Origin of the sequence: Streptomyces sp. NPDC006516 (assembly GCF_040611875.1) — a bacterium.
GTDB lineage: Bacteria > Actinomycetota > Actinomycetes > Streptomycetales > Streptomycetaceae > Streptomyces.
In genome coordinates this window covers 148,223-170,297 of sequence record NZ_JBEXPD010000012.1, presented here as the reverse complement: position 1 = coordinate 170,297, position 22,075 = coordinate 148,223, and the positions used below count along the sequence as shown (strand labels likewise).

The window sequence follows — 22,075 nt, the reverse complement described above, 5'->3', positions numbered from 1 at the left end:
TGTGACTCTGACGAAAACGGCAGTGGTGCGGTCCGAATGGATAAAGATCAAATCGCTGAGGGCTGTCTCGGGTTCGCTCGCAGCGGTGTTCGCTGTCACGCTCGCCGTCACCGTTCTCGTGTTCGCCACCGTAGGACAGGCAGAGGCGCGTGAAGCGGACAGTGATCCCCTCTTCTCCGCGTTCTACGGGCTCAACTTCGGTCAGATCGCGGCGATAGGATTCGGCGCCACCGCGGTGTCGACGGAATTCATGAACGGCGCGTTGCGGACATCGCTGGCGGCTGTTCCCAGCCGAGGGCTTTTGTACACGGCCAAGATGGCGGTGATCGGCGGACTGGCTCTGGTCGTCGGGTTGGCCACCAGCTTCGCCACGCTGGTTGTGGGGCAGACGTTCATGGGGGAGTACGCGATCGGTCCGGGTGATCCCGGGGTGCTGCGCGCCGCGTTCGGCGGCGGTGTCTATCTCGCGCTGATGGCGCTGTTCGCAGCAGGGCTTACGACTGTGATGCGCAGCGCGGCCGCGGTGCTCAGCCTGCTCATCCCCTTCATCCTGATCGTCTCTTTCGTAATCGGAGACATAGCAGGGGGCGTAGCCGAGTATCTACCCGACCGCGCGGGGCAGTTGATGCTCCATGGGCAGCATCCGGGAAGCCTCGGGCCGTGGACCGGGCTCGCAGTCACCTCCGGGTGGACATTCGCAGCCCTGCTCGCCGGCTGGTGGGCTCTTCGGAAACGCGACGCCTGACTGGCCTTCGTGGACAGGGCACCCCAAGGGGCCCGGACACCCAGGCACCGGCCGGCAGCGTTCCAGGAGCGCGGGGGGCGGTCTGCGGGGGGCCATGTGTCAGTGGGGGACGGTTTACTGACGGTATGACCACCGCACATCACCTCCGCCTCATCGACGGGATGCGCACCAGGGACTTTCCCCTTGAGCGCCTTCCGTCGGGCTCGGGAGTCAGCGGACCCGGCTACCACACCGCAATCCTCCACGGCGAGGACAGCCAAGAGGAAGGGGACGAGGCGGACCGTGTCGAGCACCGGGCGCGGTGCCTGGCCGAACACGACGCCCTGATCACGCTGCTCACACTGCGCTGGGGCGAACCGCAGGTCGTCAGCTTGTGGAGCGCACAGGAACGGATGATGGCCGGGGAGGCGATAGCCGAACCCTGGTCCGAAGCGGTCGCGAGCTGCGAGTACCTCCAGCTGTGGCGCGCGGAGGACCGATGGATAGCAGTGGTGCTCCACACGGAGGACGAGGGGCCGGGCTGCGAGTTGGGAGTTCTGGTGACGGTGGTCGACCCGCCTTGAGCGAGTCCGGACGACGCCTCAACCCCCGGTGCGGCGGATGCACGGGTCTCCCGGCGCAACATGCTCGCGCTGGCCTCAGGAGGTCGTGGGGCTCGTCCAGGCGGAGGAGTCATGGCCGACCGCCGCCAGCAGCCGGGCGTACTCGTCCGCCATGGAGTTCACCGTCCAGTGGGCGTTCAGGCCACTCGGGTTGGGCAGAGCCCAGACCCTTGCACCGCCGATGACGCGGTCCTGCGGCCCTATCAGGGCACGGCGTTCACCGAAGGCGGTGCGATACGCAGTGACACCGACGACCGCGAGCCACCGCGGACCGAGTGCCTCCACCTTGGCCGACAGAAGCCTGCCGCCCTCACGGAATTCGTCCGGATGCAGCTCATCCGCCCGTGCCGTCGCCCTCGCCACCACATTGGTGATGCCCAGGCCGTATCCCAGCAGTTCGTCCTGTTCCGACGGCTTCAGCTGCCTGGGCGTGAAACCTGACCGATGCAGCACCGGCCAGAAGCGATTGCCCGGGTGCGCGAAGTGGTGCCCGGTAGCCGCAGTCGTGAGGCTGGGATTGATCCCGCAGAACAGCACACGCAGACCGCCCGCGGCCACGTCGGGTACGACGCGGTCGCGAGCGGCCTGGAGTTTCTCGGGCGTCATCCGCACAGGGGAGGACGCCGTCAGAGGATGGAGCCGGGGGTGTAACCGGCGGCTTCGGGGTGCTGCTTGGCGATCTCTTCGATCCGGGCCACCAGGGAGGTGACCTGATCGCCCGCCGCGCCGGTGAAGGACAGCTTGTCGGCCATCAGAGCGTCGAGTTCCGCGCGGTCCAGGGGGATGCGCTCGTCGGCGGCCAGTTTGTCCAGCAGCTCGTTGCGCTCCGCGCCCTGCTCCCGCATGGCGAGTGCCGAGGCGACCGCGTTCTCCTTGATGGCCTCGTGGGCGACTTCGCGGCCGACCCCGGCCCGCACCGCGCCCATCAGCACCTTCGTCGTGGCGAGGAAGGGCAGGTAGCGGTCGAGCTCGCGCGCCACGACCGCGGGGAACGCGCCGAACTCGTCGAGGACGGTGAGGAAGGTCTCCAGCAGACCGTCGAACGCGAAGAAGGCGTCCGGCAGCGCGACACGGCGGACCACGGAACAGGACACGTCGCCCTCGTTCCACTGGTCGCCTGCCAGCTCGCCGGTCATCGAGGCGTAACCGCGCAGGATCACCATCAGGCCGTTGACGCGCTCGCAGGAGCGCGTGTTCATCTTGTGCGGCATGGCCGAGGAACCGACCTGTCCCGGCTTGAAGCCCTCGGTCACCAGCTCGTGTCCGGCCATCAGCCGGATCGTCTTGGCGACCGACGACGGTGCGGCGGCCAGTTGCACCAGCGCCGTCACCACGTCGTAGTCGAGGGAGCGGGGGTAGACCTGACCGACAGAGGTGAAGGCGTGAGCGAAGCCGAGGTGACCGGCGATGCGCTGTTCCAGCTCGGCGAGCTTGCCCGCGTCGCCGCCGAGCAGGTCGAGCATGTCCTGCGCCGTGCCGACGGGCCCCTTGATGCCACGCAGCGGGTAGCGGCCGAGGAGATCCTCCAGCCGCCCGTACGCCACCAGCAGCTCGTCCGCCGCGGTCGCGAAGCGCTTGCCGAGCGTCGTCGCCTGAGCGGCAACGTTGTGTGAGCGGCCTGCGATGACCAGCTCGCGGTACTCCGCCGACAGCTTGCCGAGCCGCGCCAGAACGGCCACGGTGCGGTCACGCATCAGCTCCAGCGAGAGCCGGATCTGCAGCTGCTCGACGTTCTCGGTGAGGTCCCGGGAGGTCATGCCCTTGTGGACCTGCTCGTGGCCGGCGAGAGCGTTGAACTCCTCGATCCGGGCCTTCACGTCGTGCCGGGTGACCTTCTCACGCTCCGCGATGGAGGCAAGGTCCACCTGGTCGATCACACGCTCGTAGTCGGCCAGCGCGGCGTCGGGCACCTCGATGCCGAGGTCCTTCTGAGCGCGCAGCACCGCCAGCCACAGCTGACGTTCCAGCTTCACCTTCTGCTCGGGGGACCAGAGGACGGCCAGCTCCGTAGAGGCATAGCGGCCGGCCAGGACATTGGGGATGCGAGGCTTCGCAGACACAGCAGTCACGTGTCCGGATTCTACTGGCGGTTTCTGCAGGTCCGCGCCGCGGGCCGGTCTGTGCGTTCCTACAAGCCCTGGTCCGCCCTGGTCGGAGGCTTGGGTCCGCTCCGGTCCGCAAGCCTGGTCCGCCCCGGTCCGCACGGAGCCGGCGGCCATGAAGCCCCAGCCGCTGAACGGCCGGCTCAGGCCCACCGGCGGCGCGAAGGCCCGGCCGGACACCCACCGGTAAGCATCGGCAGTGAGGAGCAGCAGGCGGCAGCAGTGAGAAAAGCCGCCTGCGGCCGGCGGGCTGTCTCCCGCGAGCTGCCGGCGGGCGCCCCGCGACCGGTCAGCTGTCCAGCCGACGCCAGCCCGTCACCGGCCCGGGAGCCGCCGCGTCCCCGGGAGTGATCCAGAAGGCCTTTCCGAGTGCCGCGTCGAACTGCGCTCCGGCGCGCCCGTCACCGGACGAGCGCCCGGTGAGCCGCCGCCCGATCCAGGGCACCAGATGCTGCCGGGCGAAGCGGATGTCCTCGACCCGTCGCTGAGCCCACCGCGCGGGCGGGGTCACAGGCATGGGGACCCGCCAGTCGTCCTCCGCCGGCAGCCCCAGCGTCTGCCAGACAGCCTCAGCGACCCTGCGATGCCCCTCGGCCGTCAGGTGCAGCCGGTCGACGTCCCACATCCGCGGATCGCCCAGCGAAGGAACGCCGTACAGGTCGGCCACCAGTGCGCCGTGGCGCTCGGCCAGATCGCCCACCAGCGAGAACAGCTCCTCCATGCGAGGGCGGAAGCGCTCCATCACGGGGCCGTTCCTGCCAGGGCTGCGCATCAGTACCAAGGTCTTGCAGGACGGAGCCAGCCGCTCCACGGCCTCCTCCAGCCGGTCCCGCACCATGCCCATGTCGCACTTCGGCCGAAGAGTGTCGTTCAGCCCGCCGACGAGCGTGATCACATCCGGCTGCAGAGCCGCTGCGACCGCGACCTGTTCGTCCACGATCTGGCTGATGAGCTTTCCTCGCACGGCGAGGTTGGCGTACCGGAATCCCGGTGTGCGGGCCGCGAGCCGGGAGGCGAGGACATCGGCCCACCCGCGGTAGGAACCGTCGGGCAGCAGGTCCGACATGCCCTCGGTGAACGAGTCGCCGACCGCGACGAGACTGGTGTAGGAGGCATTCAATTCCATGGCGCTGCCGATCGTACCGCGACGGGCCCCGAGGCCCCAGACGTCACGAGACGGCTGGGGCGGAGGCCGCCTGAGGGCGGCGTCACCTGAAGGTCAGCTGGGCGTGACGTCTCCACAGCGCGCCAGAGCGCTTTCCAGGGGGCTGTTTGCGAGATCCCCGCCCTCGCAAACAGGGAAGAGGGACGCGACCGCGGTCGCGTCCCTCTCCGGCGTCCGCCGTCACTCAGCGGTTCTGGGGCCTGCCCACCAGCTCACGCAGGACGTCCTCCATCGTGATCATGCCGGCCAGGCGGCCGTCCTCGTCCAGCACGGCCGCAAGATGCGTACGGCTCCGCCGCAGAGCGGTCAGCACGTCGTCCAGCGGCGTTGCCGCGCGCACCCGCGCGATCGGCCGCAGAGCCGTCACCGGGAACGGGAGATCGCGAGGCGCAGCGTCCAGGGCGTCCTTCACATGCAGGTAGCCGATGATCCGCTGCTCGCTGTCCATCACCGGGAAGCGGGAGAAGCCGGACTCGTGCGAGAGCCGCTCCAACTCCTCCGGAGTCGTCCCGACCCTGGTGTACAGCACCCGGTCGACCGGCAGAAGCACGTCCCTGACCGGTCGGCGGCCCAGTTCCAGAGCGTGGCGCAGCCGGTCCGCCGAGCGGTCGTCGACGAGCCCCGAGTCCTCGGCGTCCTTGACGAGCCGCGCCAGTTCGTCGTCGGAGAACGTCGCCGCGACCTCGTCCTTCGTCTCCACCCGCAGGAGCTTGAGCAGGGTGTTCGCGAAGGCGTTGATCGTGAAGATCACCGGGCGCAGTGCCCTGGCCAGGGTCACCAGGGGCGGACCCAGCAGCAACGCCGTCCGGACGGGTTCGGCGAGCGCGATGTTCTTCGGCACCATCTCGCCCAGCAGCATGTGCAGATACGTCGCCGCCGTGAGGGCGATGACGAACGAGATCGGATGCACCAGACCGTGCGGCACGCCCACCGAGTCGAACAGGGGTTCCAGCAGATGGGCGATCGCGGGCTCGGCCACGATGCCCAGCACCAGCGTGCAGAGCGTGATGCCCAGCTGTGCGGCGGCAAGGAGCGCCGAGACGTGCTCGAGGCCCCAGATGACGCTGCGTGCCCTGCGGTTCCCCGCTTCTGCCTCAGGTTCGATCTGACTGCGCCGTACGGAGATCAGAGCGAACTCCGCGCCGACGAAGAACGCGTTGACCACCAGGGTCAGGAGGCCGATGAAGAGCTGGATCGCGATCATCGCTCAGCCTCCGCCGACTCTTCGTCCACCGCGACCGGGGCGTGCAGCAACGCGCGCGCCGCGCGGTGACCCGAGGCGTCGACCACGTCGATCCGCCAGTCCGTGAGCTCGATGGTGTCGCCGACCACCGGGATGCGCCCGACCTCCGTCGCGATCAGGCCGGCCAGGGTCTCGTACGGCCCGTCCGGGACGCGCAGTCCGATGGTGCGGAGCTGGTCCGTGCGGGCCGCCCCGTCGGCGGACCAGAGGGTCCGGCCGTCGGCGTCCTCACCGGCGGGTGCCAGGTCGGGGGTCTCGTGCGGGTCGTGTTCGTCCCGCACCTCGCCGACGACTTCCTCCACGATGTCCTCCAGCGTCACGACGCCCGCCGTGCCGCCGTACTCGTCGATGACCACCGCCATGGCGAGCTTGCCGGAGAGCCGGTCCAGCAACCGGTCCACGGTCAGCGTCTCTGGTACGAGCAGCGGTTCACGCAGCATCTCCGACACGCGCTTACGGGGTCGCTGGTCCGCCGGAACGGCCAGTACGTCCTTGATGTGCGCGACGCCGACGACCGTGTCGAGGCTTCCCCGGTAGACGGGGAAGCGGGAGAGCCCGGTCGCCCGGGTGGCGTTCGCGACGTCCTCGGCGGTGGCCTGTACCTCCAGGGCCGTGACCTGGACGCGGGGTGTCATCACGTTCTCCGCGGTCAGTTCGGACAGGTTGAGGGTGCGGACGAAGAGCTCGGCCGTGTCAGCCTCGAGCGCGCCCTCCTTCGCGGAATGACGTGCGAGGGCCACCAGCTCCTGGGGGCTGCGCGCGGAGGCGAGCTCCTCGGCCGGTTCGAGGCCGAAACGGCGCACGATCCGGTTGGCGGTGTTGTTGAGGTGGCTGATGAACGGCCGGAAGACGGCCGTGAACATCCGCTGCGGTGTGGCGACCACCTTCGCGACCGCCAAAGGGGAGGAGATCGCCCAGTTCTTCGGGACGAGCTCGCCGACCACCATCAGGACAACGGTGGACAGGGCGGTCCCGATCACCAGGGCCAGTGAGGAGGACACACCGGGCGACAGCCCGATCGCCTCGACGGGTCCCCGGATCAGCTTGGCGATGGACGGCTCGGAGAGCATGCCGACGACCAGGTTGGTGACGGTGATGCCGAGCTGTGCGCCCGAGAGCTGGTAGGTCAGGCTGCGTACGGCCTTGAGGGCCCCCGCCGCACCCCGCTCGCCTCGTTCGACCGCCCGTTCCAGGTCGCTGCGCTCGAGCGTGGTCAAGGAGAATTCGGCCGCCACGAACGCCCCGCAGGCGAGGGAGAGCAGTACCGCCACGAGAAGCAGAAGCACTTCGGTCATCGGTTCACCTCCGTCCCATGATCGGGCAGGGGCAGGAGGATCGCGCGATGTCGGCGGTATCTACTACTGGGGGGCTCGCCCATGGGCGGACGCTCACACCTTTCGAAGGGGTCGGACGGTCGAGATTACATAGTAAAGGATCGGCAAAATTCGCTCGCGGTAGAGGCCGAGCGGCTGGTCAACGGCCTCTGGCAGCCCTTTACCCGCTCAGAGGGGCTTGACCCAGCGCCGCCAGTGGTCCTCGCGATGGTAGCCACCGGCTGCCCAGGTGTGATGGGCCTGAGTGTTGACCTCGAGGACCATGGCGTCCACCCGCCGCCCGCCGAGGGCGAGGAAACGCCGCTCCGCGGCATCCATCAGCTCCCGGGCGATGCCCTGCCGACGGAAGTCCGGATGAACGGCGAGCCGGTACGCGGAACAGCGCCAACCGTCGTACCCCGCTATGACGGTCCCGGCGAGCCGGCCGTCGCGTACGGCGAGGAGCAGGGCTTCGGGGTCCCGGTCGATCAGCCCGGCGACTCCGTCGCGGTCGTCCGTGATGCTGGTCCCCTCCGCGGCCTCGCGCCAGAATCGCAGTACGGCGTCGATGTCCGAAAGGGTGGCGTGGCGGATTTCGAGGTCGGTCATGGCCAGAGCCAATCAGACCGCGTGAGGGGAACGGTACGCGCCTCCGCTCCTCTTGCGGGTGCTAGCGCGCACGCGCTAGCGTGAGGGCGTGCCCAAGACTCAGCTGAACGTTCGAGTGGACGAGGCCACCGCCGAGGCCGCGCGACAGCGTGCCCTCCAGCGGGGGATGAGCGTGAACCGTTACATAGAGGAGCTCGTCAAACAGGATGCGGGCGAAGTGGGACACACCTTCGTCGAGGCCGCGGCCGACTTCATGAAGCAGTACGAGTCGGTGTTCGCCGAGGAGTTCGGCACGGAGCGCAAAGGCACCCGTTGAACCTGCAGATCGACCTTTCCTGGCTGCTCATGGTCGCCGAGCACAAGACGCCCGGTGATCCACAGGTCGTCGACTGGGGCGCGCTGGTCGCCGCTGTCAGCCGGCACGAGGCAGAGATCTTCGGCAGTCCCGTCTACAGCGACCCGCACTCCCGGGCGGCTGCCCTGTTGCAGCTGCTTCTCCACGTGCCCGCGCTCGAGCACTCGAACGCGATGTTCGCTTCCGCCGTCGCCTACGGCTATCTCGTAGCCTCCGGAATGAAGATCATCACCTCGCCCGAGCAGGTCCGCGACCTCGCGCGGCTCGTGAAGGAGGGAAAGGCGGACGTCAGGGCCATCGCGGACGAACTGCGCCGCTGGAGCCTGTGACGCCGTCCGGAGCCTGTGAGGGCGCCCGGACCGCTCTGACGGGCAGCCTTGAGGGCGGCTTCGGGGCATCCGCCGAGGGAGCCCGAGCCCGCTCTAGTGGGGCGGGTCCGACCGGTCCACCACCGCGGACCGCCTGGCCACGCCCAGCACGCACGGGGTGGTCGGCAGCTGCACGCCGTGCTCGGGAATGCGGAACCTGCGGTACACCCCCAGCTCGAAGCCCGCCTCCTCCAGAGCCGTGATCGTGTCGCGCGAGGTGTGGCAGCCCCCGAAGAGCAGGGGCCAGAAAGTGCGGTCCACCGCGCGCTGTGCCGTCGCCAGGGCCCGGCCCTCCGCCAGGGTGTGCTCGAAGAAGCGCAGCTCGCCCCCCGGCCTGAGCACCCGCTTGATCTCCGCCAGGGCCCGAGGGAGGTCCCGCACGGTGCACAGCACCAGCGATGCCACCGCCGCGTCGAAGGCCTCGCTCTTGACCGGCAGCGCCTCCGCGGTGCCAGGCACCACATCGACCGGCACCTCCGCACGCAGCGCGGCGCCCGCCGCCAGCCGGCGCAGGTTCCGCTCGGGCTCGATCGCCACCACTTCCGAGACGGCTCCCGAGTAGTGCGCGAAGTTGAGGCCGTTGCCCGCGCCGATCTCGATGACCCGTCCCGAGAGACCGGAGAGGAGCTCCTCGCGATGAGCCGCGATGCCGCCCTTGAGATCGGCGGTCACGCTCATCCTGGCGTAGAAGCGGGCGAACACGGGGTGGTGCACCGCGTCCCGCGAGGTTCTCGTGTTGCGCCGGCTCATGAGGGGCCTCCTTCACGCAGGGGGATACCGCTCCTCCTGCATTCTCCCCCGTACGGGCCCGCTCAGCCGCTCATCCACCGACCCGGTTTCCGCCGAGTTCGGGCGCGAGCCAACTCGCCGCTCTCGCGCGGAAGTCGGCGGGGGGCAGCGCGCCTGCTCCGGCCGGAACCGCACCCAGGAGCGGCACACCCGCCGCTACCGGCAGGTCCTCGACGTTGCACCGTGACGCCAGGTCGGGCTCGGCCGGCATGCTGCCCACCACCACGCCGGGGCAGACGAGTCCGCGCGCCCGCAGGGCCTCCGTCGTCAGAGCGGTGGCGTTGAGCGTGCCCAGGCCCGCGGGGGCCACGACCAGCACGGGCGCCGACATCAGCCGTGCTGCGTCCGCGAGCGTGGCCCCTTGTTCGTCGAAGCGCACCAGCAGGCCGCCCGCGCCCTCGACCAGCACCAGATCGTGCTCGGTGGCCAGTTTCTGGGCGGCATCCGCGATCTCGTACGGGCGTACGGGTGCGAGGCCGGCGCGGCGCGCCGCGGTCTCGGGTGCCAACGGCTCGGGGAACCGGGCCAGTTCGACCGCTGTCACATGGGCGCCGGCCAGCCGGGCCACCTCTGCGGCATCACCCGCCTCACCGGGACCGAGGCCGGTCTGGGCGGGCTTGAGGACCGCGACACGGCGGTCCCGGCCGGCCGCTGCCACCGCCGCCGTCACGATCGTCTTGCCGATCTCGGTGCCCGTACCGGTCACCACCAGGATCGTCATCTCAGCCTTCCTTCGCCGCCGCGCACACGGCCCGGCAGATACGTGCCACATCGTCGTCACCGGTCACATAGGGCGGCATCGTGTACACGAGATCGCGGAACGGGCGAAGCCACACGCCTTCCCGCACCGCCGCCCGGGTTGCCGCCGCCATGTCCACCTCGTGATCCAGCTGGACGACCCCGATCGCGCCCAGGACCCGGACGTCCCGCACGCCCGGCAGTTCCGCGGCCTCGGCCAGACCGTGCCGCAGGCCGGCGCCGATACGCTCCACATCCCGCTCCCAGTCCTGGCCCAGGAGGAGGTCGACGGAAGCGCAGGCCACCGCCGAGGCCAGCGGGTTCCCCATGAACGTGGGCCCGTGCGCCAGCACCGGCACCTCTCCGCTCGAGATGCCCTCTGCCACCCGTGACGTACACAACGTCGCCGCAAGCGTCAGATAGCCACCGGTCAGAGCCTTGCCGACACACATCACGTCCGGTGACACCCCGGCGTGCCCGGCGGCGAACAGCTTGCCGGTGCGGCCGAAGCCCGTCGCGATCTCGTCGAACACGAGCAGGACGTCGTGGGCGTCGCAGACCTCGCGGAGCACCCGCAGATATGCGGGCGAGTGGAAGCGCATTCCGCCCGCGCCCTGGACCACCGGCTCCACGATCACCGCCGCCAGTTCGTCGGCGTGGGCAGCCACCAGCTCGCGCAGGTGCGTCACGTACGCCTCGTCCGGCTCGGCGTCGAAACCGTCCGGTGGGGCGTCCGCGAAGACCTGCCGGGGGAGGGCGCCGGACCACAGCTCGTGCATCCCGCCTTCGGGGTCGCACACCGACATCGGCTGCCAGGTGTCCCCGTGGTAGCCGCCGCGCCAGGTCAGCAGCCGGTGCTTGCCCGGCCGGCCGGCCGAACGCCAGTACTGCAGGCACATCTTCACCGCGACCTCGACCGCGACGGAGCCGGAGTCGGCGAGGAAGACGTGCCGCAGTGGCTCCGGGGTGATCTCCACCAGCCGGGTCGCCAGCCGGACGGCGGGCTCATGGGTGAGCCCGCCGAACATCACGTGGCTCATCCGGTCCAGCTGCGCGCGGGCCGCCTCGTTGAGGACCGGATGGTTGTAACCGTGGACCGCCGACCACCAGGAGGACATGCCGTCCACCAACTCCGTCTGCCCTTCCGCGGCTTCGGCGAGCCGGAGGCGGACACCGGACGCGGACTCCACGACCAGCGGCTCCTGTCGCCCGGGCATCGGGCCGTAGGGGTGCCAGACATGGGCCCGGTCCAGGGCGAGGAGGTCGGCGGGGCGGAGCGGATCAGGCATTGGGTGCGAGATCCGTCCCTGCACCACGACGGCGTACCGCCACCAGGTCCGTGCGCGCCGCGACGGCTTCCGCCGCCTGAGCCGCAGGAACCCCCACCGTCTTCGCTGCGGCGGGGCCGCTCTCAGCGGAGTCGCCGCACGGAGCACAGCCCCCCTCGTGCGATCCGCAGCCGCCGGCCGACTGCACGCGGTGCTCGGGCAGCGTGGTCGTCCCCGCGCCCTCCACCTCGAACCCCGCGTCCGCGATCATGTCGAGGTCGGTCTGGCCGGACTGTCCCTCGCTGGTCAGATAGTCACCCAGGAAGATGGAGTTGACCAGGTTCAGGGCGAGAGGCTGCATCGAGCGCAGGTGGACCTCGCGCCCGCCCGCGAGCCGTACCTCGACGTCGGGACAGACGAACCTCACCATCGCCAGGATGCGCAGGCACCGCTGGGGCGTGAGGTGCCACTTCTTCGCGAGCGGTGTCCCCTCCATGGGGATCAGGAAGTTCACCGGCACCGAATCGGGGTCGAGGGCACGCAGCGAGAAGACGACGTCCACCAGATCGGCGTCGGACTCGCCCATCCCGGCGATCAGGCCGGAACAGGCCGACAGGCCGGCAGCCTGGGCCTGCTGCACGGTGTCCACCCGGTCGGCGTACGTGTGGGTGGTCGTGATGTCCCCGTACGTCCCCTCCGAGGTGTTGAGGTTGTGGTTGTACGCGTCGGCGCCCGCCGACCGGAGCCGGTCGGCCTGGCCCTCCGACAGCAGACCGAGACAGGCGCACACCTCGACGCCCTCGTGCTGCTCCTTGATGGCTTCGATCGTCCGAGACACCCGGTCCACGTCCCGGTCCGTCGGCCCACGGCCGCTCGCCACCAGGCAGACCCGCTTCGCGCCACCGGCCACTCCCGCGGCGGCGGCCTTTGTCGCCTGGTCAGGTTTCAGCCAGGTGTACTTGAGGATCTCGGCCTTGGAGCCGAGCCGCTGCGAGCAGTAGGAGCAGTCCTCGGGGCAGAGCCCGGACTTCAGGTTCACCAGGTAGTTCAGCTTGACGCGGCGCCCGAACCACTGGCGGCGCACCTTTCCGGCCGCGGCCACCACGTCGAGCAGTTCGTCGTCGGAGGTCGCCAGCACGGCGAGAGCCTCGTCACGGGTCGGCAGTTCGCGCCGCAGCCCCTTGTCCACCAGCGTGTTCAGCAGGTCCATGGGCTTGATCCTGACGTACGGCACCGCCATCGGCCAAGGAGGAACCGGACAGGAGAGCCGGCCGATGCTGTGTGTATTGCCACACCCTGGCCTGTTGCGCACCCGGTTAGGGTCTGTGAGCTGCCTACAAAAGGGACCCGCTCATGTCCTACGCCCCATTCGACTGGATCGACGACGCGGCGCGCCGCCGGGCCGATGCCGGACTCGTCCGGAGCCTGCGCCCCAGGCCCTCCGGGACGGATGTGCTGGACCTCGCCGGCAACGACTATCTGGGGCTCACCCGGCACCCCGAGGTCACCTCGGCCGCCGCCGAGGCCGCGCGGGAGTGGGGCGCGGGCTCCACCGGTTCGCGACTGGTCACCGGGTCCACCGCACTCCACGCCGAGCTGGAGCGCGAACTCGCCGACTTCTGCGGATTCGAAGCGGCCCTCGTGTTCTCCTCGGGCTACGCGGCCAATCTGGCGGCTCTCACCGCGCTGACCGGACAGGATTCACTGATCGTCTCCGACGCGGGCAACCACGCGTCGATCGTCGACGGCTGCCGCCTCTCCAGGGCGGCCGTCGCCGTCGTACCGCACGCGGACCCCGAAGCCGTACGCAAGGCGCTCCGCGCACACGGTGGACGGGCGGTGGCCGTGACCGACTCGGTCTTCTCGGTGGACGGCGACGCGGCCCCCCTGCCCGCCCTCGCGGACGTCTGCCGCGAAGCCGGGGCGGCCCTCCTGGTGGACGACGCGCACGGGCTGGGCGTCCTGGGTGAGGGCGGGCGAGGCGCACTCGCCGCCGCCGGGCTCGCGGGCGGCGAGGGGATCGTCGCCACGCTGACTCTGTCGAAGTCGCTGGGCAGCCAGGGCGGTGCGATCCTCGGCCCGGCCCGCGTCATCGGTCATCTCGTCAACACCGCCCGTACGTTCATCTTCGACACCGGGCTCGCTCCGGCCGCGGTGGGTGGAGCGCTGGGCGCCCTGCGGCTGTTGCGCCGGGAGCCCGGACGCGCGGCCGCAGCCGGGAGGGTCGCGGCCGAGCTGTACGGGCGGCTCACCGCCGCCGGGCTCACCGCCGTACGCCCCGACGCCGCCGTCGTCTCCGTCCGTGCGCCCTCGGCGGAGTCCGCGGTGCGCTGGGCGGCCGACTGCCGCGGCGCGGGCCTGGCGGTGGGATGTTTCCGGCCGCCGTCGGTGCCTGACGGGATCTCGCGGCTCAGGCTGACGGCGCGCGCGGACCTCACGGAGGAACAGATCGCTTTCGCCGTAGGGGCGGTCGTCGCGACGGCACCCGTGCCCGTCAGCTGATCAGGGGCCCGTGCAGTCCGGCCACGAAGGTCGTCCAGGCTTCCGCCGAGAAGCGCAGCGGTGGCAGGGCCACGTCCTTGGAGTCCCGCACGGCCAGTCGGTCCTCGCCGAGCGGTGCGGCTTCCACGCAGTTGTTCATCCCTGTGCTGCGGCTGCTGCGCCGCCAGCTGGGGCCGGGCTGTGCGGGACGGTCGGACATCGCGCCCCCTCGGGCAGTCTGAAGGTTCCGCCTGACCGCTGCGGCCTGCTGCGGCGATGAGGTCCAGCGAACGCCAGTTGTTTTCGTGCCCGTCTCGATCCGGCTCACTTTCGACTGGTGCCAGCCCAGCCTGTCCGCGGCCTCCCGGCTGGTGAGCCCGGCGGCATGGCGCAGGCCGCGCAGTTCCTCCCCGAGTCTGCGTCGGCGTACCAGCGGGCCGTGGCGCATGTCGGCTCCTCTCCTCCCGCGGAGAGCCTCTGCGGCGGCGGCTCGGAAAGTGGCCAGTGTGACGCTTGTGTACGGCTACGGGGGAGAGTTCACCGGATTGGGCGGCAGATATATGCACATCTTGGTGGATCGCCGTCACCGAGGGCCGTATCGGTGGCACTCTGGCGCGAAGCACAATCCAGGCCGATCGCGGGTCGGTCAGGCGGGAAAGGGACGGCGTCGCCATGGCAGACCAGCAAGAAGCAACTGTCACCCTGCCGAGCGACCCGGTCTCGGTGTCCCGGGCCCGCAGACACGTGGCGCGCGTACTCGCCGAGTGGGGTCTCGCGGACGGGAGCGAGACCGCCGACGCCATCCAGCTGATCGTCTCGGAGCTCGCGACGAACGCGGTCCAGCACACCTTCGGCCAGTCACCCACCTTCACCGTGGACCTGCGCCTGGATCGTGACGTCGAGTTGTATCTGGGGGTCACGGACAGCCACCCCCGCTGGCCCCAGCGCCTGCCCGCGGCTGTACGGCAGGACAACGGCCGCGGCATGGTGATCGTCCGGGCGCTCGCCAAGGAACGCGGTGGCCGGCTCAGCGTCAGCCCGACTCCGGACGGGGGCAAGACCGTGGCGATCGAGCTTCCCTGGGCCGTTCCCACGCAGGCCTGAGATTCCACGGGTGGGCCGCCGCACCGGGACGAGGCGACGATTGCCCCGCCGGGCCGCCCGCCCGACAGCTACGACGTGGTGGTACGGCCGAATCCGCTGCGCAGCAGCGCCGTCAGTGTCTCCGAGGCCGCCGTGTTCCGGGTCCCCCGGTGCGCCACCGAGATCGTCCGCCGGAACGTCGCCGGCTCCAGGCGCCGTACGGCGAGTGGTGCCGGGGACATCGCCGCGACCATCTCCGGCACGACTGCCACGCCGAGGCCCGCACTGACCAGCGCGCACACCAGGGCGTAGCCGGGCGACTCGCACACCACGGCGGGCGTCGCCCCCGCCTCGGCGAGCGCACGCTCCACCCCGCGCCTGGGCGGGTGCTCCGGCGCGCTGCTGATCAGTGGCCGGCCGGCCAGTTCGGACACGGGCAGCGGACCGCTTCCCTCGGAGAGCATCTGGCCGACGGCGGTGACGAGCACCAGCTCCTCGACGAGCAACGGCTCCGAGAACACGCCCGCAGGCAGTGGATCAGGGGCCGCCGGCTCGTACGCGTGGGTCAACGCCAGGTCCACGTCCCCCGCCGCCACCGCGGCGACCCCGGCCGGCGGCTCGTAGTCCGTGACGGCCAGCTCGACGTCGGGGTGGGCACGGCGGAACGCGGTGAGCACCGGGGGCAGCAGGTGGATCCCGGCGGTGACGAAGGTCCCTACGCGCAGCCGGCCGCCCGAAAGCCCGGCGAGCCGGGCGAGCTCGTGCCGCGCCTGGTCCATCTCGTCCAGGACGCGCCTGGCACGCCCCGCCAGGAGCTCGCCGGCCGCCGTCAGCCGTGCTCCACGATGGTGTCTCACGAGCAGGGCGGCCCCGGCCTCCCGCTCCAGCTTGGCCAGCTGCTGCGAGAGTGCGGGCGCGGTGTAGCCCAGCCGAGCCGCTGCCCGTGTGATCGAGCCGGCCTCGGCCACCGCCACCAGCGCGGCCAGCCGTGTGGGGTCGTACATTAAGCGTTCCTTTTGGCGGACCCAGAAGATTGCAAGTACACGCTAAAGGCTCCGGGCGTTCAAGGTGGACCCATGGACGCACAACTGCTCGCTTTCGTCGCCGTGGCCGCGGGTATGGTCGCGCTGCCCGGCGCGGACTTCACCGTCGTCGTACGCAACGCACTCGCCTCCCGGCGGTCCGGTCTCGCCTCCGCGGTGGGGGTCGCCGGAGGGTTGCTGGTACACACCGCGCTGGCCGTCGCAGGGCTCGCCGCCGTGCTCGTGACCATGCCGGTCCTGTTTCGTACCGTTCAGCTGCTCGGCGGCGCCTATGTGCTCTGGCTCGGACTCAGCGGCCTGTACGCGCTGCGGCGAAACGCGGTCCGGGAAGGAGAGGCCGGGGAGGGACAGGGAGGCGGGGCACCGACGACGTGGGCCCGCTCCCTGCGCCAGGGCTTTCTGACGAACGCCCTCAACCCGAAGGCGCCCGTCCTCTTCCTCAGCCTGCTGCCCCAGTTCGTTCCCGACGGCTCGCCGCCGCTGCCCAGGACCTTGCTGCTGGCCTCGGTGGTCGTGCTGCTCGCGCTCATCTGGTTCCCGGCCGTGGCGCTGCTGGTGGACCGGCTGGGCCGGTGGCTGCGCCGGCCGCGTACCGCCCGTGCGATCGAGGGCGGCAGCGGCACGGCGCTCACCGCGCTGGGACTCGTCCTGGTGACAGGGCCCCTGCTGCGCTGAACCGGAGGGGGAGAGCTGTCAGCGGACCCTCCCGTACCAGACGCTGTTCGACCAGATCCGCTCCAGCCGGACCACGGCCCCGGTCTTCGGTGAGTGCCACATCTTTCCGTTGCCGGCGTAGATACCGACGTGGTAAACGCTGCGGCCCGCGTGAAAAAAGACCAGGTCGCCGCGTTTCCGCTGCGACCTGGAGATATGGCGGGTCTTGTTGTACTGCTGCTGGGCCGTGCGGGGGAGTTTCTTGCCCACTTTCTTGAACGCGTAGAGCGTGAGGCCGGAACAGTCGAACCTGTGGGGGCCGGTGGCCCCCCATCTGTACGGTGCACCCTTCTTGGAGGCCGCGATGTCCAGCGCCCTCGTCGAATGGCCCGCGGCCTCGGCCTCGTTCACGAGACCGGGGGTCAGCATGGTGGTGCCGACGGCGAATGTGAGAACCGAGGCCGTACCGACCCGGGCGATGAGAGACGGGACATGAACCTGCGCAGGCATGCGCAACCCTTCGTCAGCCGCCTGTGAAGGGTGACCTGTCGGGTTCGGGCTGGCGAAGTTGCCCGGCCGCGCGAAGCGGCTTCACCCCGAGGGCTGTCCGGATGTCCGGTCGGCCCGTTGTGCTCGGGTCCTCCACTCCTGCCGATCCACTCCTGTCGACCAGGCATCCGGACGGCGGCAGGACTCGGCGTCCGCCCGGACCGCCCCGCCGCGGTGGCGGGGGCTTGTCGTCCCAGGGATCTTTACGCACGAACCGTCCCTTTTCCTCGTCGAAGTTCCGATATGTGAGAGTCGTCACCACTGATCCGTTCGGGTGGACGGGGTGCGCCCGAAGGCCCGGCGCTGCCGCCCGACCAGCCGCGTACCAGCGACGGAACGACGAATTCCGCTCAGCGTCCGCATCTGTTGCGCAAGTTGAGCCGTCCCTCGGGCGGGGGAGCCCCTGAGCCGAACGAGCGAGGAAAACTCATCACGTGGCCGGGCGTGTCGTGTGAGGGCGCCGAAAGCCCGGCCGGACGCCGGAGTCGGGCGTCGTCCGCGGTCAACTCGACGCGGCCGGAGGCAGCGCGACGCGTCCGGCACGCCGCTCCCCGTCCAGCAGTCGCAGCGCCCGGGCCAGCGTGGCCGCGTGGATCTGTGACTCGCCCCGCTCGTGCATCAGCGTGAGTGCGTCACGGAGGGCGGTGGCGCGGGAGGCGAGCGCCTGAGCGGCGCGAAGCGCTCCGTAGGTGTCGCTGCCGCGCGCCGGGTTGATGCGGCCGAGCTGGTCGAGGGCCTCCAGGTAGCAGTCGATGAACTCGGCCTCGGCGCGGGTCAGTGCGGGGAGCGGCGGGAACTGGGGCGAAAGCATCGGGCGTTCACCTCGCGAGATGCGGCGGCAGGGGTGGCATGCGGTTCTCCACGACGTGGTCCACCAGCCCGAACGCCAGGGCGGCGGGCGCGTCGAGAACGGTGTCCCGGTCGATGTCGGCGCTGATCTCCCGTACGGACCGCCCCGTGTGACGCGCCAGCATGGCCGTGAGCAGTTCGCGCTCGCGCAGCAACTCGGAGGCCGCGATCTCGAGATCGGAGGGCTGTCCCCTCAACGGCTCGTCCAGGGCGGGTTGCTGGATGACTACCCGGGAGCCGGGCAGGGCATGTCGGCGTCCGGGCGCACCGGCTGCGAGGAGTACGGCGGCACTCGACCCCGCCTGTCCGAGACAGAAGGTCTCCACCTCGCACGCCAGGTAGCGCATGGTGTCGTAGATCGCCGTCATGGCGTTGAAGGAGCCACCGGGCGAGTTGACGTAGAGGGACAGCGGACGGTCCGGATCCGCGTGCTCCAGGTACATGAACTGCGCGATCAGATCGGTCGCCGCGGTGTCGTCGACGGGAGTGCCGAGAAAGACGATGCGCTCGGACAGGAGCTTCGCGTAGGGATCCATCGTCCGGGGCCCGTAGGCGGTGCGCTCGGTGAACTCGGGCAGGACATGGCGGGCGGCGGGACGGAACATGGCGGGCCCTCTCCTCTGATTTCCCACAGGCGGAACCGGTCCGTACGAGCAGTACGTAAAAAATGTACAGGACGTACAGATGGTTATGATGGGGACTATGGCCTACGAGATTCCGGTGACGCAAGCCCGCGCAGAGCTCGCCGAGCTGATCAACCGTGTTGTGTACGGCGGCGAGAGGGTTGTCGTGACGCGCCATGGCAAGCCGCTCGTGGCGCTGGTTTCCGCCGCTGATCTGCAACGACTCGAGAACGAGGAGCAGGAGGCCGAGGAGCAGGTGATCCGTTCCGTCTCGTCGATCCACTCGGCGGCATCTGCTCAGGGCGAACGACGGCGCTTCGGGATCGCCGCGGAACACCGCGGTCACGACCAGGACGACTGACCGGGCGCAGGGCGGGCGGAGTGACGGCCGCGCACTCCGCCCGCGATCGGTGTCGGGGGCGGCGGCGTCCGTGACCGGTGCCGCGCTTCTGCCTGGTGCCGCCTGTGTGACCGCCTCCGTGAGCAACGGTGCGACGACGGGACTCGCGGCCGAGGCGGTGAGCGGGCGGGACCCTCGGCCGGGACCGCGACCCCGCCGTATACGGCCCGGTCCTCGATCGCGGCGCGGGCGGCGTCCGCGTCGGCGTACCGGTGAACCCGAAGGTGCCCTCCCGGTTCTCTGACTGCTTCTCCAGCTGCTCCGTGGCCGGCCGTGCCGCGCCCGCCACTCCTCGCGGGCACCGCGAGTGTGCCGCGCTCATGGTCAGGTGCGGGCCGAGGTGTGCGGGACGACCGGTTGGCACAGACCCTTGGGGAGGGCTTCGCGGGCATGCGTGAGGCCTGGAGGGCACTGGTACAGGCCTACCCGCGCGGCGGGTCTCATGCCGCCCGGTGTGCCCGCCGACGAGGTCGCCCGCATCATGATCGCGACCGCGCAGGGCTTCCTGGCGCAGGAGGCGCCGTTCGGCGGGCCGAGCCCGAGGTCCTGGAGAACGGGCTGCGCGGGCTGATGACCATGGATCCGCAAAAGATCAGTTAACGCGCCGGAAAAACTTCCGCCCTAACGTGCAATACCTGGCCGCGGAATCCTCTTCATCGTTCAACAGAGTGTTGAAGTCGGGATAGGGTCCCGCTGCGCCCGGGGCAGGTACCGGGCGGAAGACGAAGAGGGTGGAAGCGTGCAACTGACTCCGCACGAACAGGAACGCCTGCTCATCCATGTGGCGGCCGATGTCGCAGAGAAGCGTCGGGCGCGCGGGTTGCGGCTGAATCACCCCGAGGCGATCGCGCTGATCACTTCGCACCTGCTGGAAGGGGCGCGCGACGGCCGCACCGTGGCCGAACTGATGGCCTCCGGCAGGAAGGTGCTCACCCGGCAGGACGTCATGGAAGGCATCCCGGAGATGATCCACGACGTCCAGGTCGAGGCCACCTTCCCGGACGGCACCAAGCTCGTCACCGTCCACGACCCGATCGTCTGACGGGGGATCGGCTGATGATCCCTGGAGAGATCCTGTACGCGGACAGTCCGGTGCCCCTCAACGATGGGCGCCCGGTCACCCGCCTCACCGTCCTCAACGCCGCCGACCGGCCCGTCCAGGTCGGCTCCCACTACCACTTCGCCGAGGCCAACCCGGGCCTGGACTTCGACCGCGGCGCCGCCCACGGGCTGCGGCTGAACATCGCCGCGGGAACCGCCGTGCGCTTCGAGCCCGGCATCCCCGTCGACGTCGAACTCGTCCCGCTCGCAGGGCTGCGCATCGTCCCCGGACTGCGCGGCGACACCGGAGGTCCCCTCGATGCCTGAACTCAGCCGTGCCGTGTACGCCGATCTGTTCGGGCCCACCACCGGCGACCGCATCCGGCTCGCGGACACCGATCTCGTCGTGGAGATCGAGGAGGACAGGTCAGGCGGGCCCGGACACGCCGGTGACGAAGCCGTGTTCGGCGGGGGCAAGGTGATCCGTGAGTCGATGGGCCAGGCGCGCACCACGCGAGCGGAAGGCGCGCCCGACACCGTCGTCACCGGCGCCGTCATCATCGACCACTGGGGCATCGTCAAGGCCGACATCGGCATCCGTGACGGCCGGATCACCGGCATCGGGAAAGCCGGAAACCCCGACACCATGGACGGTGTCCACCCGGACCTGGTCATCGGACCCGAGACGGAAATCATCGCGGGCAACGGCAAGTTCATCACCGCCGGAGCCATCGACGCACACGTCCACTTCATCTCGCCGACCCTCGTCGATCAGGCCCTGGCTTCCGGCATCACCACGCTCGTCGGCGGCGGCACCGGGCCGGCGGAGGGAACCAAGGCGACGACGATCACCCCCGGGCCCTGGCACCTCGCCCGGATGTTCGAGGCGCTCGACGGGTACCCCGTCAACATCGGGCTGCTCGGCAAGGGCAACACGATGTCCCGCGAAGCCATGCGTTCCCAGCTGCGCGCCGGTGCGCTGGGATTCAAGATCCACGAGGACTGGGGTGCCACTCCCGCGGTCATCGACGCCTGTCTGAGCGTCTGCGAGGAGACCGGCGCCCAGCTCGCCATCCACACGGACACGCTCAACGAGGCCGGCTTCGTCGCCGACACCCTGGCCGCCATCGCGGGGCGCTCCATCCACGCCTATCACACGGAAGGCGCGGGGGGAGGGCACGCGCCCGACATCATCAGCGTCGTCTCGGAACCGTACGTCCTGCCCAGCTCCACCAACCCGACCCGGCCGCACACCGTCAACACCATCGAGGAACACCTCGACATGCTGATGGTCTGTCACCATCTGAACCCCGCGGTGCCGGAGGACCTGGCGTTCGCGGAGTCCCGGATCCGGCCCTCGACCATCGCGGCCGAGGACATCCTCCACGACCTCGGAGCCATCTCGATCATCTCCTCCGACTCGCAGGCCATGGGGCGCATCGGTGAAGTGATCCTGCGGACCTGGCAGACAGCTCACGTGATGAAGCGGCGCCGCGGCGCCCTGCCGGGCGACGGCCGCGCCGACAACCACCGTGCACGTCGCTATGTCGCCAAATACACGATCAACCCGGCTGTGGCCCAAGGGCTCGACCGGGAGATCGGATCCGTCGAGACCGGCAAGCTCGCCGACCTCGTCCTGTGGGACCCGGCCTTCTTCGGGGTCAAGCCGCAGACGGTGATCAAGGGAGGCCAGATCGCGTACGCGCAGATGGGTGACGCGAACGCCTCGATCCCCACTCCGCAGCCGGTCATGCCCCGCCCGATGTTCGGGGCCGTGGGCAGGGCGCCCGCAGCCAACTCCCTGAACTTCGTGTCCGCCTCGGCCGTGGAGGACGGGCTCCCGGAACGCCTGGGCCTCGGCAAAGCGTTCGTACCGATCAGCAGCACCCGAGGCGTCACCAAGGCGGACATGCGCGAGAACGACGCCCTGCCCCGGGTCCAGGTCGACCCCGACAGCTTCGCCGTGACCATCGACGGTGATCCGGTCGAACCCGCCCCCGCAGCCGAACTCCCCATGGCGCAGCGGTACTTCCTCTTCTGAGGGCAGGACAGCAC

Annotated in this window: 26 protein-coding genes, 3 pseudogenes and 1 riboswitch; of the genes and pseudogenes, 12 read left to right on the top strand and 17 right to left on the bottom strand. The window is 70.2% G+C overall.

Going from position 1 to position 22,075, the window contains the following annotated elements; all coding sequences use genetic code 11:
- Position 1: 1 nt before the first annotated feature.
- Together ABZY45_RS27645 and ABZY45_RS27640 are read left to right on the top strand one after the other, a co-directional pair.
- Positions 2–745: an ABC transporter permease gene (locus ABZY45_RS27645; RefSeq protein ID WP_356744053.1), complete on the top strand. Its 744-nt coding sequence runs from the start codon at positions 2–4 to the stop codon at positions 743–745.
- 125 nt (positions 746–870) lie between these two features.
- Positions 871–1,308 (top strand): hypothetical protein, encoded by a 438-nt coding sequence (locus ABZY45_RS27640; protein ID WP_356744051.1) that lies wholly within the window; start codon positions 871–873, stop codon positions 1,306–1,308.
- A 75-nt stretch (positions 1,309–1,383) separates the two neighbouring features.
- Here the strand turns inward: ABZY45_RS27640 and mug are convergent, their stop codons facing one another.
- From mug to ABZY45_RS27610, 6 genes are all read right to left on the bottom strand, one after another.
- The gene (gene mug, locus ABZY45_RS27635; protein WP_356744049.1) at positions 1,384–1,953 is read right to left on the bottom strand and encodes a G/U mismatch-specific DNA glycosylase; all 570 of its coding nucleotides are present in this window, start codon (positions 1,951–1,953) and stop codon (positions 1,384–1,386) included.
- A 20-nt stretch (positions 1,954–1,973) separates the two neighbouring features.
- On the bottom strand, positions 1,974–3,416 hold the full coding sequence (purB, locus tag ABZY45_RS27630) for an adenylosuccinate lyase (RefSeq protein WP_356744047.1): 1,443 nt from the start codon (positions 3,414–3,416) through the stop codon (positions 1,974–1,976).
- Positions 3,417–3,738: 322 nt separating this feature from the next.
- Positions 3,739–4,575, bottom strand: coding sequence for an SGNH/GDSL hydrolase family protein (locus ABZY45_RS27625; RefSeq protein ID WP_356744045.1), 837 nt, complete (start codon positions 4,573–4,575; stop codon positions 3,739–3,741).
- A 223-nt stretch (positions 4,576–4,798) separates the two neighbouring features.
- Positions 4,799–5,818 carry a hemolysin family protein gene (locus ABZY45_RS27620; RefSeq protein ID WP_356744043.1) on the bottom strand — a complete coding sequence of 340 codons (1,020 nt, stop codon included), beginning with the start codon at positions 5,816–5,818 and terminating at the stop codon, positions 4,799–4,801.
- Positions 5,815–7,152 (bottom strand): hemolysin family protein, encoded by a 1,338-nt coding sequence (locus tag ABZY45_RS27615; protein WP_356744041.1) that lies wholly within the window; start codon positions 7,150–7,152, stop codon positions 5,815–5,817. Before ABZY45_RS27615 ends, ABZY45_RS27620 begins: the two co-directional genes overlap by 4 nt.
- Positions 7,153–7,359: 207 nt before the next feature.
- Positions 7,360–7,779: a GNAT family N-acetyltransferase gene (locus tag ABZY45_RS27610; protein WP_356744039.1), complete on the bottom strand. Its 420-nt coding sequence runs from the start codon at positions 7,777–7,779 to the stop codon at positions 7,360–7,362.
- Between the two features lie 88 nt (positions 7,780–7,867).
- Between ABZY45_RS27610 and ABZY45_RS27605 the strand changes: the two genes are divergently transcribed.
- Complete coding sequence (locus ABZY45_RS27605) at positions 7,868–8,095, top strand: antitoxin (protein ID WP_073750044.1); 228 nt, start codon at positions 7,868–7,870, stop codon at positions 8,093–8,095.
- The gene (locus ABZY45_RS27600) at positions 8,092–8,463 is read left to right on the top strand and encodes a fic family toxin-antitoxin system, toxin component (protein ID WP_356744037.1); all 372 of its coding nucleotides are present in this window, start codon (positions 8,092–8,094) and stop codon (positions 8,461–8,463) included. Before ABZY45_RS27605 ends, ABZY45_RS27600 begins: the two co-directional genes overlap by 4 nt.
- A gap of 93 nt (positions 8,464–8,556) precedes the next feature.
- Here the strand turns inward: ABZY45_RS27600 and ABZY45_RS27595 are convergent, their stop codons facing one another.
- The 4 genes from ABZY45_RS27595 to bioB form a co-directional block, all read right to left on the bottom strand.
- Positions 8,557–9,252, bottom strand: a complete 696-nt coding sequence (locus ABZY45_RS27595; RefSeq protein WP_356744035.1) for a class I SAM-dependent methyltransferase — start codon at positions 9,250–9,252, stop codon at positions 8,557–8,559.
- Positions 9,253–9,322: 70 nt separating this feature from the next.
- Positions 9,323–10,012, bottom strand: a complete 690-nt coding sequence (gene bioD / locus ABZY45_RS27590) for a dethiobiotin synthase (protein ID WP_356744033.1) — start codon at positions 10,010–10,012, stop codon at positions 9,323–9,325.
- A gap of 1 nt (position 10,013) precedes the next feature.
- A complete protein-coding gene (locus ABZY45_RS27585) occupies positions 10,014–11,318 on the bottom strand; it encodes an adenosylmethionine--8-amino-7-oxononanoate transaminase (protein WP_356744031.1) in 1,305 nt (434 codons plus the stop codon).
- The gene (bioB, locus tag ABZY45_RS27580; protein WP_356744029.1) at positions 11,311–12,507 is read right to left on the bottom strand and encodes a biotin synthase BioB; all 1,197 of its coding nucleotides are present in this window, start codon (positions 12,505–12,507) and stop codon (positions 11,311–11,313) included. Before bioB ends, ABZY45_RS27585 begins: the two co-directional genes overlap by 8 nt.
- A gap of 143 nt (positions 12,508–12,650) precedes the next feature.
- On the opposite strand from bioB, the gene ABZY45_RS27575 reads away from it, so the two are divergent.
- Positions 12,651–13,799, top strand: a complete 1,149-nt coding sequence (locus tag ABZY45_RS27575; RefSeq protein ID WP_356744027.1) for an 8-amino-7-oxononanoate synthase — start codon at positions 12,651–12,653, stop codon at positions 13,797–13,799.
- Here ABZY45_RS27575 and ABZY45_RS27570 read toward each other — a convergent pair.
- Together ABZY45_RS27570 and ABZY45_RS27565 are read right to left on the bottom strand one after the other, a co-directional pair.
- Positions 13,792–14,106 carry a DUF397 domain-containing protein gene (locus ABZY45_RS27570; protein WP_356744187.1) on the bottom strand — a complete coding sequence of 105 codons (315 nt, stop codon included), beginning with the start codon at positions 14,104–14,106 and terminating at the stop codon, positions 13,792–13,794. The two genes, ABZY45_RS27575 and ABZY45_RS27570, sit on opposite strands and share 8 nt — an antisense overlap.
- Positions 14,086–14,226, bottom strand: a pseudogene (locus tag ABZY45_RS27565) (helix-turn-helix transcriptional regulator); the annotation flags it as partial. The pseudogene ABZY45_RS27565 and the gene ABZY45_RS27570, both read right to left, overlap by 21 nt.
- 224 nt (positions 14,227–14,450) lie before the next feature.
- Here ABZY45_RS27565 and ABZY45_RS27560 point away from each other — a divergent pair.
- Positions 14,451–14,882, top strand: a complete 432-nt coding sequence (locus ABZY45_RS27560; protein WP_356744025.1) for an ATP-binding protein — start codon at positions 14,451–14,453, stop codon at positions 14,880–14,882.
- Between the two features lie 68 nt (positions 14,883–14,950).
- On the opposite strand, the gene ABZY45_RS27555 is transcribed toward ABZY45_RS27560, so the two are convergent.
- On the bottom strand, positions 14,951–15,865 hold the full coding sequence (locus ABZY45_RS27555; protein WP_356744023.1) for a LysR family transcriptional regulator: 915 nt from the start codon (positions 15,863–15,865) through the stop codon (positions 14,951–14,953).
- Positions 15,866–15,937: 72 nt separating this feature from the next.
- On the opposite strand from ABZY45_RS27555, the gene ABZY45_RS27550 reads away from it, so the two are divergent.
- Positions 15,938–16,579: a LysE family translocator gene (locus tag ABZY45_RS27550; protein ID WP_356744021.1), complete on the top strand. Its 642-nt coding sequence runs from the start codon at positions 15,938–15,940 to the stop codon at positions 16,577–16,579.
- 18 nt (positions 16,580–16,597) lie between these two features.
- On the opposite strand, the gene ABZY45_RS27545 is transcribed toward ABZY45_RS27550, so the two are convergent.
- The 3 genes from ABZY45_RS27545 to ABZY45_RS27535 all read right to left on the bottom strand — a co-directional run bounded on the left by ABZY45_RS27545 (position 16,598) and on the right by ABZY45_RS27535 (position 18,561).
- Positions 16,598–17,068 carry a C40 family peptidase gene (locus ABZY45_RS27545; RefSeq protein ID WP_356744019.1) on the bottom strand — a complete coding sequence of 157 codons (471 nt, stop codon included), beginning with the start codon at positions 17,066–17,068 and terminating at the stop codon, positions 16,598–16,600.
- A 3-nt stretch (positions 17,069–17,071) separates the two neighbouring features.
- A riboswitch (cyclic di-AMP (ydaO/yuaA leader) is annotated at positions 17,072–17,268 on the bottom strand.
- Between the two features lie 341 nt (positions 17,269–17,609).
- Positions 17,610–17,918, bottom strand: coding sequence for a hypothetical protein (locus ABZY45_RS27540; RefSeq protein WP_356744017.1), 309 nt, complete (start codon positions 17,916–17,918; stop codon positions 17,610–17,612).
- Positions 17,919–17,925: 7 nt separating this feature from the next.
- Entirely contained in the window at positions 17,926–18,561 is a 636-nt protein-coding gene (locus ABZY45_RS27535; protein ID WP_356744015.1) for an ATP-dependent Clp protease proteolytic subunit, read from the bottom strand.
- 97 nt (positions 18,562–18,658) lie between these two features.
- Here ABZY45_RS27535 and ABZY45_RS27530 point away from each other — a divergent pair, with 97 nt between their 5' ends.
- The gene (locus ABZY45_RS27530) at positions 18,659–18,940 is read left to right on the top strand and encodes a type II toxin-antitoxin system Phd/YefM family antitoxin (RefSeq protein ID WP_356744013.1); all 282 of its coding nucleotides are present in this window, start codon (positions 18,659–18,661) and stop codon (positions 18,938–18,940) included.
- A 90-nt stretch (positions 18,941–19,030) separates the two neighbouring features.
- On the opposite strand, the pseudogene ABZY45_RS27525 reads toward ABZY45_RS27530, so the two are convergent.
- Positions 19,031–19,277: pseudogene (locus ABZY45_RS27525) on the bottom strand (ABC transporter permease); the annotation flags it as partial.
- Positions 19,278–19,321: 44 nt separating this feature from the next.
- Between ABZY45_RS27525 and ABZY45_RS27520 the strand changes: the two are divergent.
- The 4 genes and pseudogenes from ABZY45_RS27520 to ABZY45_RS27505 all read left to right on the top strand — a co-directional run.
- Positions 19,322–19,579: pseudogene (locus ABZY45_RS27520) on the top strand (TetR/AcrR family transcriptional regulator); the annotation flags it as partial.
- Between the two features lie 139 nt (positions 19,580–19,718).
- A complete protein-coding gene (locus tag ABZY45_RS27515; protein WP_356744011.1) occupies positions 19,719–20,021 on the top strand; it encodes an urease subunit gamma in 303 nt (100 codons plus the stop codon).
- A 14-nt stretch (positions 20,022–20,035) separates the two neighbouring features.
- Positions 20,036–20,347 (top strand): urease subunit beta, encoded by a 312-nt coding sequence (locus tag ABZY45_RS27510; RefSeq protein WP_356744009.1) that lies wholly within the window; start codon positions 20,036–20,038, stop codon positions 20,345–20,347.
- The gene (locus ABZY45_RS27505) at positions 20,340–22,061 is read left to right on the top strand and encodes an urease subunit alpha (protein WP_356744007.1); all 1,722 of its coding nucleotides are present in this window, start codon (positions 20,340–20,342) and stop codon (positions 22,059–22,061) included. Before ABZY45_RS27510 ends, ABZY45_RS27505 begins: the two co-directional genes overlap by 8 nt.
- Positions 22,062–22,075: the final 14 nt, after the last annotated feature.